The sequence below is a fragment of the Streptomyces zhihengii genome (genome assembly GCF_016919245.1).
Classification (GTDB): Bacteria; Actinomycetota; Actinomycetes; order Streptomycetales; family Streptomycetaceae; genus Streptomyces; species Streptomyces zhihengii.
In genome coordinates this window covers 5,282,681-5,299,713 of sequence record NZ_JAFEJA010000001.1, presented here as the reverse complement: position 1 = coordinate 5,299,713, position 17,033 = coordinate 5,282,681, and the positions used below count along the sequence as shown (strand labels likewise).

The 17,033-nt window shown below is 74.9% G+C and carries 14 protein-coding genes; 9 read left to right on the top strand and 5 right to left on the bottom strand.

The features are described from left to right. Positions 1-149: 149 nt before the first annotated feature. From JE024_RS22515 to JE024_RS22505, 3 genes are all read left to right on the top strand, one after another. Positions 150-1,307 carry an acyl-CoA dehydrogenase family protein gene (locus tag JE024_RS22515; protein ID WP_205375316.1) on the top strand — a complete coding sequence of 386 codons (1,158 nt, stop codon included), beginning with the start codon at positions 150-152 and terminating at the stop codon, positions 1,305-1,307. 13 nt (positions 1,308-1,320) lie between these two features. Next, the gene (gene tesB / locus JE024_RS22510) at positions 1,321-2,193 is read left to right on the top strand and encodes an acyl-CoA thioesterase II (RefSeq protein WP_205375315.1); all 873 of its coding nucleotides are present in this window, start codon (positions 1,321-1,323) and stop codon (positions 2,191-2,193) included. 70 nt (positions 2,194-2,263) lie between these two features. After that, positions 2,264-3,355, top strand: a complete 1,092-nt coding sequence (locus tag JE024_RS22505; protein ID WP_205375314.1) for a cation diffusion facilitator family transporter — start codon at positions 2,264-2,266, stop codon at positions 3,353-3,355. Positions 3,356-3,464: 109 nt separating this feature from the next. Here JE024_RS22505 and JE024_RS22500 read toward each other — a convergent pair whose 3' ends face one another. The 5 genes from JE024_RS22500 to JE024_RS22485 form a co-directional block, all read right to left on the bottom strand. Further along, positions 3,465-4,490, bottom strand: a complete 1,026-nt coding sequence (locus JE024_RS22500; protein WP_205375313.1) for a sensor histidine kinase — start codon at positions 4,488-4,490, stop codon at positions 3,465-3,467. Positions 4,491-4,920: 430 nt separating this feature from the next. Further along, positions 4,921-5,085, bottom strand: a complete 165-nt coding sequence (locus JE024_RS41210; protein WP_244883030.1) for a response regulator transcription factor — start codon at positions 5,083-5,085, stop codon at positions 4,921-4,923. Beyond that, positions 5,073-5,483 carry a response regulator gene (locus JE024_RS41205; RefSeq protein ID WP_244883029.1) on the bottom strand — a complete coding sequence of 137 codons (411 nt, stop codon included), beginning with the start codon at positions 5,481-5,483 and terminating at the stop codon, positions 5,073-5,075. The genes JE024_RS41210 and JE024_RS41205 overlap by 13 nt, the downstream gene beginning before the upstream one ends. 1,036 nt (positions 5,484-6,519) lie before the next feature. Continuing rightward, positions 6,520-7,308, bottom strand: coding sequence for a phosphatase (locus JE024_RS22490; RefSeq protein ID WP_205375312.1), 789 nt, complete (start codon positions 7,306-7,308; stop codon positions 6,520-6,522). Between the two features lie 254 nt (positions 7,309-7,562). Continuing rightward, positions 7,563-8,183 carry an SACE_7040 family transcriptional regulator gene (locus tag JE024_RS22485; protein ID WP_205375311.1) on the bottom strand — a complete coding sequence of 207 codons (621 nt, stop codon included), beginning with the start codon at positions 8,181-8,183 and terminating at the stop codon, positions 7,563-7,565. Positions 8,184-8,271: 88 nt separating this feature from the next. On the opposite strand from JE024_RS22485, the gene JE024_RS22480 reads away from it, so the two are divergent. From JE024_RS22480 to JE024_RS22455, 6 genes are all read left to right on the top strand, one after another. Beyond that, positions 8,272-9,888, top strand: coding sequence for a carboxyl transferase domain-containing protein (locus JE024_RS22480; protein ID WP_205375310.1), 1,617 nt, complete (start codon positions 8,272-8,274; stop codon positions 9,886-9,888). Positions 9,889-9,907: 19 nt separating this feature from the next. Next, the gene (locus tag JE024_RS22475; RefSeq protein WP_205376677.1) at positions 9,908-11,893 is read left to right on the top strand and encodes an acetyl/propionyl/methylcrotonyl-CoA carboxylase subunit alpha; all 1,986 of its coding nucleotides are present in this window, start codon (positions 9,908-9,910) and stop codon (positions 11,891-11,893) included. Next, positions 11,890-12,828, top strand: a complete 939-nt coding sequence (locus tag JE024_RS22470; RefSeq protein ID WP_205375309.1) for a hydroxymethylglutaryl-CoA lyase — start codon at positions 11,890-11,892, stop codon at positions 12,826-12,828. Before JE024_RS22475 ends, JE024_RS22470 begins: the two co-directional genes overlap by 4 nt. Positions 12,829-12,836: 8 nt before the next feature. Then, positions 12,837-13,997: an acyl-CoA dehydrogenase family protein gene (locus JE024_RS22465; RefSeq protein WP_205375308.1), complete on the top strand. Its 1,161-nt coding sequence runs from the start codon at positions 12,837-12,839 to the stop codon at positions 13,995-13,997. A 278-nt stretch (positions 13,998-14,275) separates the two neighbouring features. After that, positions 14,276-15,313, top strand: a complete 1,038-nt coding sequence (locus tag JE024_RS22460) for an ABC transporter substrate-binding protein (RefSeq protein ID WP_205375307.1) — start codon at positions 14,276-14,278, stop codon at positions 15,311-15,313. A gap of 2 nt (positions 15,314-15,315) precedes the next feature. Further along, positions 15,316-16,152 (top strand): siderophore-interacting protein, encoded by an 837-nt coding sequence (locus JE024_RS22455; protein ID WP_205375306.1) that lies wholly within the window; start codon positions 15,316-15,318, stop codon positions 16,150-16,152. The last annotated feature ends 881 nt before the right edge of the window (positions 16,153-17,033 follow it).

Sequence of the window (17,033 nt, the reverse complement as noted above, 5' to 3'; positions counted from 1 at the left end):
AGGCGCCGGCCGACACCTCCGCCGAGACGCCGGCCCGCCGTGCCCGATGTCACTCTGGACAGTTTCAACAACCGCCCGGTAACTTGGACTGAGCAAGCGCTTAGATATATCCGTGACACATCCGTGTGACCACTACGAGGGAGGCGTCCGTGCGCCGTACCGTTTTCAACGAGGACCACGAGGCGTTCCGGGACACGATCCGCGCCTTCATCGAGGCCGAGGTCGTCCCCGTCTACGAGGAGTGGTTCGCGGCCGGTCAGGCGCCGCGCGAGTTCTACCACCAGCTCGGCGAGCTGGGCATCTTCGGCATCAACGTGCCCGAGGAGTTCGGCGGCGCGGGCCTGGACTCCCACAAGTTCGAGGCGGTCCTCTACGAGGAGACCGCCCGCGCGGGCGTCCAGTTCGGCGGCTCCGGCGTGCACGTGCTGCTCGCCCTCCCCTACATCAAGTCCCTCGCGACCGACGAGCAGAAGAAGCGCTTCCTGCCCAAGTTCGTCTCCGGCGAGGAGATGTGGGCGCTCGCGATGACCGAGCCCGGCACCGGCTCCGACCTCGCGGGCATGAAGACCACCGCCAAGCTCTCCGAGGACGGCACCCACTACGTCCTCAACGGCTCCAAGACCTTCATCACCGGCGGCGTCCACGCCGACCGCGTGATCGTCTGCGCCCGCACCGACGCCCCGACCGCCGAGGACCGCCGCCACGGCATCTCCCTCTTCGCCGTCGACACCAAGGCGGAGGGCTACTCCATCGGCCGCAAGCTGGACAAGCTCGGCCTGCGCACCTCCGACACCGCCGAGCTGGCGTTCGTCGACGTGAAGGTCCCCGTCGACGACCTGCTCGGCGAGGAGAACAAGGGCTTCTACTACCTCGGCTCCAACCTGCCCTCCGAGCGCTGGGGCATCGCCTTCGGCGCCTACGCGCAGGCCAAGGCCGCCGTCCGGTTCGCCAAGGAGTACGTGCAGGACCGCACGGTCTTCGGCAAGACCGTCGCCTCCTTCCAGAACACCAAGTTCGAGCTGGCCGCCTGCCAGGCCGAGGTGGACGCGGCCGAGGCCGTCGCCGACCGCGCCCTGGAGGCCCTGGACGCCGGCGAGCTGACGGCCGCCGAGGCCGCCTCCGCCAAGCTGTTCTGCACCGAGGTCGCGCACCGCGTCATCGACCGCTGCCTCCAGCTCCACGGCGGCTACGGCTTCATGAACGAGTACCCGATCGCCCGCCTGTACGCGGACAACCGCGTCAACCGCATCTACGGCGGCACCAGCGAGGTCATGAAGATGATCATCGCCAAGGACATGGGTCTGTAAGTACCGTCAGCCCATGAGCCCTGCACTCGACGATCTGCTCGATCTGCTCGACCTGGAGCAGATCGAGCAGAACATCTTCCGCGGCAGCTCCCGGTCCGCCGTCGTCCCCCGGGTCTTCGGGGGACAGGTGGCGGCCCAGGCGCTGGTCGCCGCGGGCCGTACCGTCCCCGCGGACCGTACGGCGCACTCGCTCCACTCGTACTTCCTGCGCATGGGCGACCCGGGCGCGCCGATCGTGTACACGGTCGACCGCATCCGCGACGGCCGGTCCTTCACCACCCGGCGGGTCGTCGCCGTGCAGCACGGGCAGCCGATCTTCCACCTCTCGGCGTCCTTCCAGACGTACGAGGAGGGGCTGGAGCACCAGGCGGAGATGCCCGCCGCCCCCGACCCCGAGACGCTGCCCACGGCGGCCGAGCTGCTGCCGCGCTACGCGGACCGGTTCGTGGACGGGCGGGTCGTGGAGCGCTTCCTGGAGGCCCGGGCGGCGGTCGACCTGCGCTACGTCGACGAGCCGCCGTACGGCACGGTCGGCCGGCCCCGCGAGCCGCGCTCGCAGGTCTGGTTCCGCACCGTCGGCAAGCTCGCCGACGACCCGCTGCTGCACGTCTGCCTGGCCACCTACGTCTCGGACATGACCCTGCTCGACTCGGTGCTGCTGGCGCACGGCCGGGGCGGCTGGGCGGTCGGTGACGTGGTGGGCGCGTCGCTGGACCACGCGATGTGGTTCCACCGGCCGTTCCGCGCCGACGAATGGCTGCTGTACGACCAGGAGTCGCCGTCCGCCTCCGGCGGGCGGGGCCTCGGCCAGGCCCGCATCCACACCCAGGACGGGCGGCTGGCGATCACCGTCATCCAGGAGGGCGTCGTCCGGGTCCCCCGCTGACGCGGGGCGCCGCCGGGCGCCGCCGAGCCGGTCCCCCAACCTGCCGCGAATCGGGCATACCGTCCGTCGCATGAGCGAGTCGAACGAGACGGGCGAGGCGAAGGAACCGGGCGGGACGGGCGAGGCGAAGGAACCCGGCGCGACGCGCGAGGCGAAGGAACCGGGCGATGCGGACGGGCAGGACCTGCGGGAGCAGGGGTCCGCGCGGGAGGACGAGCCCGAGAGCGCCTTCACCGTGATCGTCGCGGCGATCGCCAATCTGGGGATCGCCGCGGCGAAGCTGGTGGCGGGGCTGGTCAGCGGATCGAGCGCGATGCTGTCCGAGGCCGCGCATTCGCTGGCCGACACCGTCACCGAGGTGATGCTGCTCGCGGCCGTGAAGCGCGGCGACCGGCCGGCCGACGAGGACCACCCGCTCGGGCACGGCCCCGAGCGCTACATCTGGGCGCTGCTGGCCTCGGTCGCGACCTTCGTCGGCGGCGCGGTCTTCTCCTTCTACGACGGCATCCACTCCCTCACCCATGACGCGGAGCCGGGCGATCCGCTGCTCGCGTACATCGTGCTCGCCATCGCCTTCGTGCTGGAGTCGTACTCGCTGCGCACCGGTGTCCACCAGGCGCGCGCGGAGGCACGGCTGCTGCACTACGGCTTCGGCCGCTATCTGCGCCGCACCCCGGACACGGCGGTGAAGGCGGTGGTGATGGAGGACTCGGCCGCGCTGGTCGGCCTGCTGCTCGCGGCGGGCGGCCTGCTCGGCGGCCAGCTCACCGGTTCCGGCGTCTGGGACGGCATCGCCTCGCTGCTGATCGGGGTGCTGCTGGTCTACGTCGCCTGGGTCCTGGGCCGCAGCAACGCCCAGCTCCTGATCGGCCGTCCGCTCCCCGCCCGTCTGCGCGCGAGCGTGCGCGAGGAGATCCTCTCGGTGCCCCACATCGTGGACGTGCTGGAGCTGACCACCCTCATCCAGGGCCCCCGCGAGATCCTCGTCGCCGCGAAGGTCGACTTCCGCGACGCGTCCAGCGCCCGCCAGGTCGAGTGGGCCTGCGAGGAGGCGGAACAGCAACTGCGGGAACGCTGGCCCTCCATTCGCCGCGTCTACCTCGACCCCACTCCCGGCCTCGGCACCCAACCCCCGGCGGGGGCGGCCGGCACCGGCGGGTAGCCCGGCGCACTGGGCACCCAACCCCCGGCGGGGGCGCGCGGGCTCGGGGGCGCTCGGCCGGTGCGCGCGGGATACGCCCGGGGTCCGTCCGCCCGGAGGCCGGGGAGCGTCAGGCGCGGCCCGGCACCGGGAGGGTGGCCTCGACCTGGAAGCCGCCGTCCGGGGTGGAGGCCGCGGTCAGGGTGCCGCCGAGGCTCGCGGCGCGGGCGTGGAGGCCCAGGAGCCCCTGGCCGCCGCCGGGTTCGGGCCGGGGTGCGGGCAGGGCGGACGGGCCGTTGCGGACGACGACGCGCAAGGCGCCGGCCGCGGGGCCGATGTCGACCACGGCGGGGGCACCGGGGGCGTGGCGGCGGGCGTTGGTGAGCGCCTCCTGGACGATCCGGTACGCGGCGTGCCCGACGTCCGCGGGGCACCCCTCCGCCTCCAGCCGGACGGCCACCGCGCCCGCGGGGCCGAGGAGTTCGTGCAGCCGGTCGAGCCCGGGGCCGAGGTGGTGGACGGTGTCGCGCAGGTCGGCCGCCGCCCGGCGGCTGAGCTCGCCCAGGGCCTCGGCCTGCCGCCGGTACTCCTCGGAGCCGGCCGCCGCCGCGAGTTCGGCGCTGCGCAGGCTGATCAGGCTGAGGTGGTGGGCCGCGGTGTCGTGGACGTTGCGGGCGAGGCGCTCCCGCTCGCGCAGGGCCGCCTGTTCGGCGGCGTGGCGGCGTTCGCGTTCCTGGGAGAGCGCGAGTTCGCCGAGGCGGGCGGCCAGTTCGCGGCGGGCCCGGGCGAGCCGCCCGAGGGCGGCGGGAGCGACGGCGAGCAGCCCGGAGAGCAGGACGCCCAGCACGGTCTCGGGCACCGTCCACACGTAGTCGCCCGGTGCCCGCCAGGGCACGAAGGACACCACGGCGACCGCCGCGGCCCCGGCCGCCGCGATCCGGCGCGAGCGCTCGGAGGCGGCGAGGGCGTGCAGCGCGGCCATCGCGGGCAGCCACAGCTCGCCGGTGACGAGCGTGGGGAGCGCGAGCAGCAGCACGCAGCGGGGGAAGCGCCACCGCAGCGGCAGCAGACAGGCGACGACGAGGGCCGTCGGGAGCATCCAGCCGGTCAGCGCGACCCGGGTCGCCAGGGCCTCGGCGACGCACGCCGTGACCACCAGCCCCTCCACGGCGTACGCCCGCCCGCCCCGCGGCCGGAACCACGGCTCCCGCCCGCGCGCGCCGCTCGCCGGCGCCGCCCCGGGGCGGGGCTCCCCGGCCCGGGCGGGCCGGAGGGCTGCCGCGCCCCGGCGGGCACCCCGCCGGCCCCGCGGACGCCCCGGGCCGCGGGCACCTCCGACCTCCCGGCCCCACCCGGCTGCGGCACACCCCCGCGCGCGGGCGGGCACGGCGAGGACGTACCACCCGGCACGGCCACGCCCCCGGCCGCGGGCACCTGTGACCCGGGCGCCGCCGAGGGCCGGCCACCGGACTCCGGCCCTCCGGCCCCACCCGGCTGCGGCACACCCCGCGCGCGGGCGGGCACGAGGCTTGACGGTCCCCGGGCTGCGGCACACCCCGCGCCCGGGCGGGCCCCCGGCTGCCCGGTCACGGCGCCGCCGTCCGGTGGAGGACGGCGGCGAGGGCGACGCGGCTGTCGGCGCCGAGCTTGCGCTTCATCGCGCCGATGTGGGTCTTCACGGTGGTCACGCCCATGCCGAGGCAGGCGGCGATGTCCGCGTTCGGCAGGCCGGCCGCGATCAGGGTGAGCACCTCGCGCTCGCGGTCGGTGAGGACGTCGAGCCGCCCCGGGTCCGCGGCCGGGGGCGGTGCGGGGCCCGGGCCGTCCAGCCCCCGACCACGGCGGCGCTGCCGGGCGGGGTGCAGACCACCCCGCCCGCGGCGAGCAGCCGCACGGCGTCGGTGAACATCCGGGGCTCCATCGTCTTGAGCAGGAAGCCGGACGCGCCCTGCCGCAGGGCGTGCTCCAGGTGGTCGGGGGTGTCGAGCGCGGTGAGCATGGCGACGGCGGGCGGGCGGGGCAGGGCGCGCAGCGCGGGCAGCACGACGCCGATGCCGTGTGCGCCGGGCATGTCGACGTCCAGGAGCACCAGGTCGGGGGCGAGCTCCCGGGCCGCGTCGACGGCCTCCGGGCCGTCGCAGGCCCCCACGACGTGCAGCCGCTCGTCGTGGTCGAGGACGCTCGGAGCGCGGCACGGACGAGTTCCTCGTCGTCGACGACGAGGACCCGCACCGGCCTGGAGTCGTAGGGCAAAGGTCGTCCTGTGGTCGGAATCCTCACGGGGCCGCGGCTGCGAACCTGGATGCAGATCCTAGGCCGCCACGAACGGCCGTCCGGATCGGCCGGGGCACGAGGGCCGCAGGCCCCGACCGCGCCCCGGGACTGCGCGCACCCCGGAAGCCGTTCCGGCCGCCGGGCCGACCGACCGACGAGAGGAACGGCATCCGTGAGCGCCGAGGTCCGTGCCGAGGAGGAACCGCCGGGCGGCGACACGACGCCCGGCGCGGCTCGCGGGCCCGCACGACGGGCACGCGCCCCGCGCGGCGAGCGCATGCTGTGGATCGCCGCCGGGGCCGTGCCGGTCCCGGGGACCCGGCCCTGCGCGCCGCGATGTCCCTGATGCCGCCGGGCGAAGACCGCCGCGCGGCGCGCCGGCCTTCGCGACCGGGGCGGACCGGCGCACCGGCACCACCCATGACCGGGGCGGACCGGCTCCCACTGGAGCACCACCCGCGACCAGGGCCGCCCGGGCACCGGCACCGTCCACGGCCAAGGCGAACCGGAACACCATCACCACCCGCGACCAGGGCCGGCCGGCGCACCGTCGCCGTCCGCCCGAGGGGCGTGGCGCGGACCTCGTCCGCGTACCGGGCCCGACCCGACCCGGCGACGCGGCGAGCGGGCGTGACAGGCGTCCCGAAGCGTTCGCACCACGTCCAGGCGACGGCCCCGCAGGCACGGGAGGCCGTCCGTCCCCGGAGGAGGCCCGAGCGGTCCGGACCTCCCCGGCGGTCCGGTCCGTGCGGAGCGGCGGCTCCGCACGGACCGGAGACCGGCAGAGCCGCCCCGGGCGGTCCCTCGCGGCGTCCCCCATGCGCCACGATGCTCCGCCCGGGGCCACCGGCCCGCCGCCGTACGGCACGCGGCCGGCACGCAACCCCGTGCGCGGCCCCGGGCCGCGCGGCTCACGCCGGGACGTCGAGGCCGGCCGCGTCGAGCAGGTAGGCCGTCATCGGGTCGTAGAAGCGCGGGTCCGTGACGTGGTCGTCGAGCGGGACGGTCACCTGGAGGGTGCCCTCGGCCTCGGCGATGAACAGGGCCGGGTCGTTGCAGTCCGCGTAGCCGACGGCGTCGAGCCCGCGCTGCCCGGCGCAGCCCGCCCACCCGTGGTCGGCGACCACCAGGTCGGGCAGCGGCGTGCCCTGGTGCTCGAAGCAGTCCAGGATGGCGGCCATCGGCGCGGGCGAGTGGGTGTGCCACAGGGTCGCGCCGCGCTCCAGCATCGCCACGTCCGCGAACTGGAAGACCATGCCCTCGTCCGCGAACAGCCCGCCCGGGATCCGCACGATCTCGCAGCCGGCCGCCCGCAGCGCCGCGGCGGTCTGGCGGTGGACGTCGAGCAGGCCGCCGGGGTGGCCGGTCGCGAAGAGCACGCGCTCGCCGTCAGCGGCGGCCTTGCGCAGCCGCGCGGCCATCCGCTCCAGCGCGTCGACCGTCAGCTCGGGGTCGATGGTGTCCTGGCCCTGCCGGTGGGACGGGTCGTCGTTGACGCCGCAGCGCTCGGCCATGACGGCGAGGACGTCCTGCTCGTCGGTCCAGCGGTCGCCGAGCTCCAGGCCGAGCCAGTAGTGCCGGTCGCCGTTGGCGAGCTTGCGGTAGTGGGAGAGGTTGTTGTCGCGCGGCGTGGCGACGTCTCCAGCGATACGTGAGCGGACGAGGTGGTCGACGAGGGCGGCACGGCTGGGTATCGGCATGAGCCCATTGTGCCGTGGGGTGCGCGGAGCGTGTGCACCGTCTTGCGCGATGGACAGGGCGGGCGCCCGGGCGCGACCGCACCCGCACGCCCGCGCACACCCGCGCCCGGAGCCGCGCGGACGCCCACGGTGACCTCGCGCCGCGCGTGCAAAAGCCCCCGCGCGCACCCGCGGCCGGGCCGGCGCGCCCCCGTGCGCGGGCGCCCGCGGCAGCCCCCGCGCGCCGCGCGAGCCCTCGCCGCGGGCCCCCGCGCCTACGCCGGGGCCGGTCCCGGGGCGGCCGGGGTGCCGAGGGAGGCGAAGGCGCCGTGGGCGAGGCGCCGGAGCAGCTCCTCGGTGCCGGGGCGGCCGAGCGGGCCGGAGCCGTTCACCCCCATATGGGGGGTCGAGTTGAGCAGCCCGAAGACCGCGTGGACCGCCGCGCGCGCCTCGGCCTCGGCGACCTCGGGGTGCAGCTCACGCACGACGGCGACCCACAGCTCGACGTACCGGCGCTGGAGCCGGCGCACCCGGCGCCGGTCCGCGTCCCGCAGGCGGTCGAGTTCCCGGTCGTGCAGGGTGATCAGCGGGCGGTCGTTGAGCGCGAAGTCGATGTGCCCGTCGATGAGCGCCGCGAGCAGCGCCCCGCAGTCGCCACCCGTCTCCGCCACCCGGCGCTGCCCACCGCTGAGGAGGCGTTCGCTGATGCCCACGAGCAGCTCGGCCAGCATCGCGTCCTTGCCGGGGAAGTGCCGGTACAGACCGGGGCCGCTGATGCCCACCGCTGCGCCTATCTCGTCCACGCCGACACCGTGGAAGCCGCGCTCGGCGAAGAGGCGGGCGGCCTCCCTGAGGATCTGCTCGCGGCGCGTGGGTGCCGACGTCCTGGTGCTCATGAACATTCATTCTAGACAGGGCGGTTAGCGGTCGTTAACCTGAACGCAACACGTTAACGCTCATTAACCGAGCAAGGGAGCTCGAGCGATGCAGCAGGCACCAGTGCTGGCGAGCGCCGCGGATCCGGCCTCCGAGGCCTGGCAGACGAACGAGGCGGCCCACCAGGAGCTCGCCGACGGTCTGCGGTCCCGTCTCGCGGCGGCCCGCCTCGGCGGCGGCGAGAAGGCGCGCGCCCGGCACACCGCGCGCGGCAAGCTGCTGCCGAGGGACCGGGTGGACACCCTCCTCGATCCGGGATCCCCGTTCCTGGAGCTCGCGCCGCTCGCGGCCGAGGGGATGTACGAGGGGCAGGCCCCGGCGGCCGGGGTGATCGCCGGCATCGGCCGGGTCAGCGGCCGCGAGGTCGTCGTCGTCGCCAACGACGCGACGGTCAAGGGCGGCACCTACTACCCGATGACGGTCAAGAAGCACCTGCGCGCGCAGGAGGTCGCCCTGGAGAACCGGCTCCCCTGCGTCTACCTGGTGGATTCGGGCGGCGCCTTCCTGCCGATGCAGGACGAGGTCTTCCCCGACCGGGAGCACTTCGGCCGGATCTTCTACAACCAGGCGCGGATGTCCGGTGCGGGCATCCCCCAGATCGCCGCCGTGCTCGGCTCCTGCACGGCCGGCGGGGCGTACGTCCCGGCCATGAGCGACGAGGCCGTGATCGTGCGGGGCCAGGGCACGATCTTCCTCGGCGGCCCGCCGCTGGTGAAGGCCGCCACGGGCGAGGTCGTCACGGCGGAGGAGCTGGGCGGCGGCGAGGTGCACTCGCGGGTCTCCGGTGTCACCGACCACCTCGCCGAGGACGACGCCCACGCCCTGCGCATCGTCCGCAACATCGTCGCCACCCTCCCGGAGCGCGGCCCGCTCCCCTGGTCGGTCGAGCCGGCCGAGGAGCCCAAGGCCGACCCGGCGGGCCTGTACGGCGCCGTCCCGGTCGACTCGCGGACCCCGTACGACGTGCGCGAGGTCATCGCGCGGATCGCGGACGCCTCGCGGTTCCAGGAGTTCAAGTCCGAGTACGGGCAGACCCTGGTCACCGGCTTCGCCCGGATCCACGGCCACCCGGTCGGCATCGTCGCCAACAACGGCATCCTGTTCGCCGAGTCCGCCCAGAAGGGCGCGCACTTCATCGAGCTGTGCGACCAGCGCGGCATCCCGCTGCTGTTCCTCCAGAACATCTCCGGCTTCATGGTCGGCAAGGACTACGAGGCCGGCGGCATCGCCAAGCACGGCGCCAAGATGGTCACGGCCGTGGCGTGCACCCGGGTGCCGAAGCTGACGGTCGTGGTCGGCGGCTCCTACGGCGCGGGCAACTACTCGATGTGCGGCCGGGCCTACGGCCCCCGCTTCCTGTGGATGTGGCCCAACGCCAAGATCTCCGTCATGGGCGGCGAGCAGGCGGCCTCCGTGCTGGCCACCGTCAAGCGCGACCAGATCGAGGGCCGCGGCGAGCAGTGGACGGGCGAGGAGGAGGAGTCCTTCAAGGCTCCGATCCGCACCCAGTACGAGACCCAGGGCAACGCCTACTACGCGACGGCCCGGCTGTGGGACGACGGGGTCATCGACCCCGTGGACACCCGTCAGGTGCTGGGCCTGGCCCTGACCGCCTGCGCCAACGCGCCGTTGGGCGACGCCGGTTTCGGCGTCTTCCGGATGTGAGGGACCTTCCACGATGACGATGTTCGACACCGTTCTGGTGGCCAACCGCGGCGAGATCGCGGTCCGGGTGATCCGCACCCTGCGCGCCATGGGGGTGCGCTCGGTGGCCGTCTTCAGCGACGCGGACGCCGACGCCCGCCATGTCCGCGAGGCCGACACCGCCGTGCGCATCGGCCCGCCGTCCGCCGCCGAGAGCTACCTGTCCGTGGACCGGCTGCTCGACGCGGCCACCCGCACCGGCGCCCAGGCCGTCCACCCGGGCTACGGCTTCCTCGCGGAGAACGCGGGCTTCGCCGCGGCGTGCGAGGAGGCCGGGCTGGTCTTCATCGGCCCGCCGGCGCCGGCGATCTCGCTGATGGGCGACAAGATCCGGGCCAAGGAGACGGTGCGCGCGGCCGGGGTGCCGGTGGTCCCCGGCTCGTCCGGCAGCGGGCTCGGCGACGAGGAACTCGCCGCGTCCGCCCGGGAGATCGGCATGCCGGTGCTCCTCAAGCCCTCGGCGGGCGGCGGCGGCAAGGGCATGCGGCTGGTCCGCGCCGAGTCGGCGCTGATGGAGGAGATCGCGGCGGCCCGGCGTGAGGCGCGGGCCTCCTTCGGCGACGACACCCTCCTGGTGGAGCGGTGGATCGACCGCCCCCGGCACATCGAGATCCAGGTGCTGGCGGACGGCCACGGCAACGTGGTGCACCTCGGCGAGCGCGAGTGCTCGCTCCAGCGCCGCCACCAGAAGATCATCGAGGAGGCGCCGTCCGTCCTGCTGGACGAGGCGACGCGGGCCGCGATGGGCGAGGCCGCCGTCCAGGCGGCACGTTCCTGCGGCTACCGGGGCGCGGGCACGGTGGAGTTCATCGTCCCGGGCACCGACCCGTCCCAGTACTACTTCATGGAGATGAACACCCGTCTCCAGGTCGAGCACCCCGTCACCGAGCTCGTCACCGGCCTCGACCTGGTGGAGTGGCAGCTGCGGGTGGCGGCGGGCGAGCCGCTGGGCTTCGCCCAGGACGACATCACCCTGACCGGCCACGCCGTGGAGGCCCGGATCTGCGCCGAGGACCCGTCGCGCGGCTTCCTGCCGTCCGGCGGCACGGTGCTGCGCCTGCGCGAGCCGTCGGGCGACGGTGTGCGCACCGACTCGGGCCTGACCGAGGGCACCGAGGTCGGCAGCCTGTACGACCCGATGCTCTCCAAGGTCATCGCCTACGGCCCGGACCGGGCCACCGCGCTGCGCAGGCTGCGCGCGGCGCTCGCCGACACCGTCACCCTGGGCGTCCCGACCAACGCCGGCTTCCTGCGCCGCCTGCTGGCGCACCCGGCGGTCGTGTCGGGCGAGATGGACACCGGGCTGGTGGAGCGCGAGGCGCCCTCGCTGGTCCCGGAGGGGGTGCCGGACGAGGTGTACGAGGCGGCCGCGGCCGCGCGGGCCGAGGCGCTCGCGCCCCGCCCCGGCGGCTGGACGGACCCGTTCTCGGTGCCGAACGGCTGGCGGATGGGCGGCCGGCCCGCGCCGCTCGCCTTCCCGCTGCGGGTGCCGGGGCACGACCCGGTGACCCGGGCCGCGCACCCGGACGCCGCCCGGCGGGTGGGCGAGCACGCGATCTCCGTGGAGCTGCACGGCGTCACCCACACGTTCCACCGCGCCGGCTCCTGGCTCGGCCGGGACGGCGACTGCTGGCAGGTCCTGGACCACGACCCGGTCGAGGCGTCCCTGAGCGGGGCCGCGCACGCCGGGGCGGACACCCTCGCGGCGCCGATGCCCGGCACGGTGACGGTCGTCAAGGTCGCCGTGGGCGACGCGGTCGCCGCGGGCCAGAGCCTGCTGGTGGTGGAGGCGATGAAGATGGAGCACGTCATCTCCGCCCCGCACGCGGGCACCGTCACCGAGCTGGACGTGGTCGCCGGTTCGACGGTCGCCATGGACCAGGTGCTGGCCGTCGTCCTCCCCGACGACGCCGGTACCGAAGGCGACGGCGCAGGCACCGCCGGGGGCGAGGGGGAGGCACGATGACGACGGCGCTGCCGATGACCGTGCCCGACCCGGGCCTGCCCGCACGGGTCCGCATCCACGAGGTCGGCCCCCGCGACGGCCTGCAGAACGAGTCCGCCGTCGTCCCGGTGGAGACCAAGGCGGAGTTCGTCCGCCGGCTGGCCGGGGCGGGGCTCACCACGGTCGAGGCGACCAGCTTCGTCCACCCGAAGTGGGTCCCCCAGCTCGCCGACGCCGAGCGGCTGTTCCCGATGGTGAGCGATCTGGCCGGGGTGCGGCTGCCGGTGCTGGTGCCCAACGACCGCGGGCTGGACCGGGCGCTGAGCCTCGGGGCCCGTGAGGTCGCGGTGTTCGCCAGCGCCACCGAGTCCTTCGCGAAGGCCAACCTCAACCGCACGGTCGACGAGGCGCTCGCGATGTTCGAGCCCGTGGTCACCCGGGCCGTCGAGCACGGGCTGCGGGTGCGCGGCTATGTGTCGATGTGCTTCGGCGACCCGTGGGAGGGCGCCGTGCCCCTCGCCCAGGTCGCCGCGGTGTGCCGCCGGCTCGCGGAGATGGGCTGCGACGAGCTGAGCCTCGGCGACACCATCGGCGTCGCCACGCCGGGCCATGTGACGGCGCTGCTCACCGCGCTGAACGACGCGGGCGTGCCCACGTCCCGTCTCGCCGTCCACTTCCACGACACCTACGGCCAGGCGCTCTCCAACACCCTGGCCGCGCTGCGCCACGGCGTGTCCGTGGTGGACGCCTCGGCGGGCGGCCTCGGCGGCTGCCCGTACGCGAAGAGCGCCACCGGAAATCTGGCCACCGAGGATCTCGTGTGGATGCTCGACGGCCTCGGCATCGAGACCGGGGTCGACCTCGGCCGGCTCACCGCCACGAGCGTGTGGATGGCCGAACAGCTGGGGCGCCCCAGCCCCTCCCGTACCGTCCGCGCCCTCTCCCACAAGGAGTGAACGTCCCCATGTCCCTGGACCATCGGCTCTCCGCCGAGCACGAGGAACTCCGCCGTACGGTCGAGGAGTTCGCGCACGACGTCGTCGCCCCCAAGATCGGCGACTTCTACGAGCGCCACGAGTTCCCCTACGAGATCGTCCGCGAGATGGGCCGCATGGGCCTGTTCGGGCTGCCGTTCCCGGAGGAGTACGGCGGCATGGGCGGCGACTACCTGGCCCTCGGGATCGCCCTGGAGGAGCTGGCCCGGGTGGACTCGTCCGTGGCCATCACCCTGGAGGCGGGCGTCTCGCTGGGCGCCATGCCGGTGTTCCGCTTCGGCACCGAGGAGCAGAAGCGGGAGTGGCTGCCGCGGCTGTGCTCCGGCGAGATGCTGGGCGCGTTCGGCCTGACCGAGCCGGACTGCGGCTCCGACGCGGGCGGCACCCGGACGACGGCGGTGCGCGACGGCGACGCGTGGGTGATCAACGGCAGCAAGTGCTTCATCACCAACTCCGGCACCGACATCACGGGCCTGGTCACCGTCACCGCGGTCACCGGCCGCAAGGCGGACGGCCGCCCGGAGATCTCCTCGATCATCGTGCCGTCCGGCACCCCCGGCTTCACGGTGGCGGCGCCCTACTCCAAGGTCGGCTGGAACGCCTCCGACACCCGTGAGCTCTCGTTCTCCGACGTCCGGGTGCCGCTGGCGAACCTGCTGGGCGAGGAGGGCCGCGGGTACGCCCAGTTCCTGCGGATCCTCGACGAGGGCCGGATCGCGATCTCGGCGCTGGCGACCGGTCTGGCGCAGGGCTGTGTCGACGAGTCGGTCCGCTACGCCCGGGAGCGCCACGCCTTCGGGCGGCCGATCGGCGACAACCAGGCCATCCAGTTCAAGATCGCGGACATGGAGATGCGGGCCCACATGGCGCGGGTCGGCTGGCGTGACGCGGCGTCCCGGCTGGTCCTGGGCGAGCCGTTCAAGAAGGAGGCCGCGCTGGCGAAGCTGTACTCGTCGACGGTGGCGGTGGACAACGCCCGGGAGGCCACCCAGATCCACGGCGGCTACGGCTTCATGAACGAGTACCCGGTGGCCCGGATGTGGCGCGACTCCAAGATCCTGGAGATCGGCGAGGGCACCAGCGAGGTCCAGCGGATGCTGATCGCCCGGGAGTTGGGCCTGACCGGCTGACCCCTGCGCCCGGGCCGACGGTCCGGGCGCCGCCCTCCGCGCGCGACCCGGTACGGCACGGGCCGCGCGCTCCGGCGTGTCCGGAAACAACCGGCGCCGGGGCGGCCGGCGGTGGCCGCTCCGGCGCGCCGCGGTGCCGGGCGGGGCGGGTGGCCAAGATCACGCCAGGTCACCGAGGACGGCGGGGGCCAACCCCTGGACAGACACTGAGGTTAGGCTAACCTACGTTCGGACCTGGCCCCCTGGCCGGAACAGCACGCACGAAAGCGGACACCATCATGCCCAACGCCCGAGCTTCCCACCTCACTCGCCGCGGCCTGCTCGCCGCCGGCGGCGCCCTCGGGCTGGGCGTCGCGCTCGCCGCGTGCGGCAAGGACGACGCCAAGGAGGGCGGCGGCACGGACACCGGCGCCGCCAAGTCGTCGGGCCCGTGGAGCTTCAAGGACGACCGCGGCCAGACCGCCGAGCAGAAGTCCGTCCCGAAGAACATCGTGGCGTTCACCGGCACCGCCGCCGCCCTGTACGACTACGGCATCCAGGTCAAGGGCGTGTTCGGCCCGACCAAGACCGCCGACGGCAAGGCCGATGTGCAGGCCGGCGACATGAACATCGACAAGCTGGAGATCCTCGGCAACGTCTGGGGAGAGTTCAACGTCGAGAAGTACGCGGGTCTCGCGCCCGAGCTGCTGATCACCGACATGTGGCAGAAGGGCGCCCTCTGGTACGTGCCGGACGAGTCCAAGGACAAGATCCTCGGCCTCGCCCCGAGCGTCGCCCTGTGGGCCGCCGAGACCACCATGCCGCAGGCGCTCGCCCGCCGCGCCGAGCTGGCCGAGTCCCTGGGCGCCGACCTGAAGGACAAGAAGGTCACCGACGCCAAGGCCCGCTTCGAGGCCGCCGCCGAGCGGCTGCGCAAGGCGGCGAAGGCCAAGCCCGAGCTCAAGGTGCTCATCGGCTCCGGCTCGCAGGACCTCTTCTACGTCTCGGTGCCGAAGATGTCCGCCGACACGCTCTACTTCCAGGAGCTGGGCGTGAAGTTCGTCGAGCCCAAGCCGAACGCGCAGGGCTTCTTCGAGGAGCTGAGCTGGGAGAACGTCGGCAAGTACGAGGCCGACCTGATCATCCTCGACAACCGCACCGGCACGCTGCAGGACGCCGACCTCAAGAAGGCCAAGCCCACCTGGGCGCAGCTGCCCGCCGTCAAGGCCGGCCAGGTCGCCGCCCGGGTCACCGAGCCGGTCTACTCCTACGCCAAGTGCGCCCCGCTGCTGGAGGACCTGGCCGAGGCGATCGAGAACGCGAAGAAGGTCGCCTGACCATGACGACACAGGCCGAGACCGCCCCGTTCCGCTTCTTCGGCATCGAGGTCGCCCGGACGCGGCGGCTCGGCCCGTCGCTGGTCCGGGTCACCTTCACCGGTGAGGAGCTCGCGGGCTTCGCCGCGGGCGGCCGCGACCAGTCCCTGTCGCTGTTCCTCCCCCACCCCGGGCAGCCGGCGCCGGTCGTCCCCACGGACGCGGGCGACATGTACGCGATCCTGGGCGCCTGGCGGGCGCTGCCGGACGGCGAGCGCGCGGTGATGCGCTCGTACACGGTCCGCGAACAGCGGCCCGCGGACGGCGAGATGGACATCGACTTCGCCGTGCACGAGGACGGCGGCCCCGCGTGCCGCTGGGCGCTCGCCGCCGCCCCGGGCGACCGGGTCACGGTGCTGGGCCCGGCCGTCGCCGACAACACGGCGGTGCGCTGCCGCCCGCCCGAGGACACCGACTGGGTGCTGATGTGGGGCGACGAGACCGCCCTGCCGGCCGCGGCGGCGATCCTGGAGTGGCTGCCGGAGGGCATGCGCGCCAAGGTGTGGCTGGAGGTCCCGCACGCGGACGACCGGCTCGACCTCGCGACCCGCGCGGACGCGGAGATCACCTGGCTCGTCCGGGACGCGGGCGCGCCGTCCGCCCTGGCGGCGGTCTCCGCCGCCGAGCTCCCCGAGGGCGTCCCGTACGCCTGGATCGCCGGCGAGTCGGGCAGCGTGAAGGCACTGCGGCGGCACCTGGTGAACGACCGCGGCATCGACCGGCGGCGGGTCACCTTCGTCGGCTACTGGAAGCAGGGCCTGACCGAGGACGGCCTGCGCGCCCAGCCGGACTCCGACTGACCCGCTCCGCCCCGCCCGCACGGCGCGACCGGCCCGACCCGGGGGCGCGCCCGCCGGGGTGTCGCCCTGGCGGGCGCGACCGGGCAGGGTGCAGCCGTCCCGCAGCACTCCGACGGGCGCGGCCATCCGGACGCGGCCGTCCGGGGGCACCCCGGCGGACGCGACCGGCAGGGCGCGGCCGTCCGGGAGCAAACCGGCGGACGCAACCAGCAGGGCGCAGCCATCCGGGAGCACCCCGGCGGACGCAACCAGCAGGACGCAGCCAGCGGGCGCAACCGGCAGGCGCGACCGGCCGAGCGCGACCAAGGAGCACCCCGGCGGACGCGACCTTCCGGGCACAACCGGCAGGGTGTGGCCGTCCGGGGGCAACCCGGCAGGCGCGACCGGCCGAGCGCGGCCATCCGGGAGCACCCCGGCGGACGCGACCGGCAGGGCGCGGCCGTCCCGGAGCGACCCGGCAGGGTGCGGGCGGGCGGCAGCACACCAGCAGGTGCGGCCGTACGGCAGCACCCCGGCAGGGCGCGACCGTCCGGGAGCACCCCGGCCGGGCGCAACCGGCAGGGCGCGGCCGTCCCGAAGCGACCCGGCAGGGTGCGGGCGGGCGGCAGCACACCAGCAGGTGCGGCCGTACGGCAGCACCCCGGCAGGGCGCGACCGTCCGGGAGCACCCCGGCCGGGTGCGACCGTCCGGGAGCACCCCGGCCGGGTGCAACCGGCTCCGCGGTTGCGCCGGCCCGCCCGCCCCTCGGGTGCGGGCTCCGGAGTGCGCCGCACAGGCGCGCCCTGCACGACCGAAGGCCTGCGGGGCGGCGCGCCGGGGGCGGCCCGGCGGCCGGGGGCCACGGCAGGGCGCGGCCCCACGGGCCCAACCCCCGTCGGCC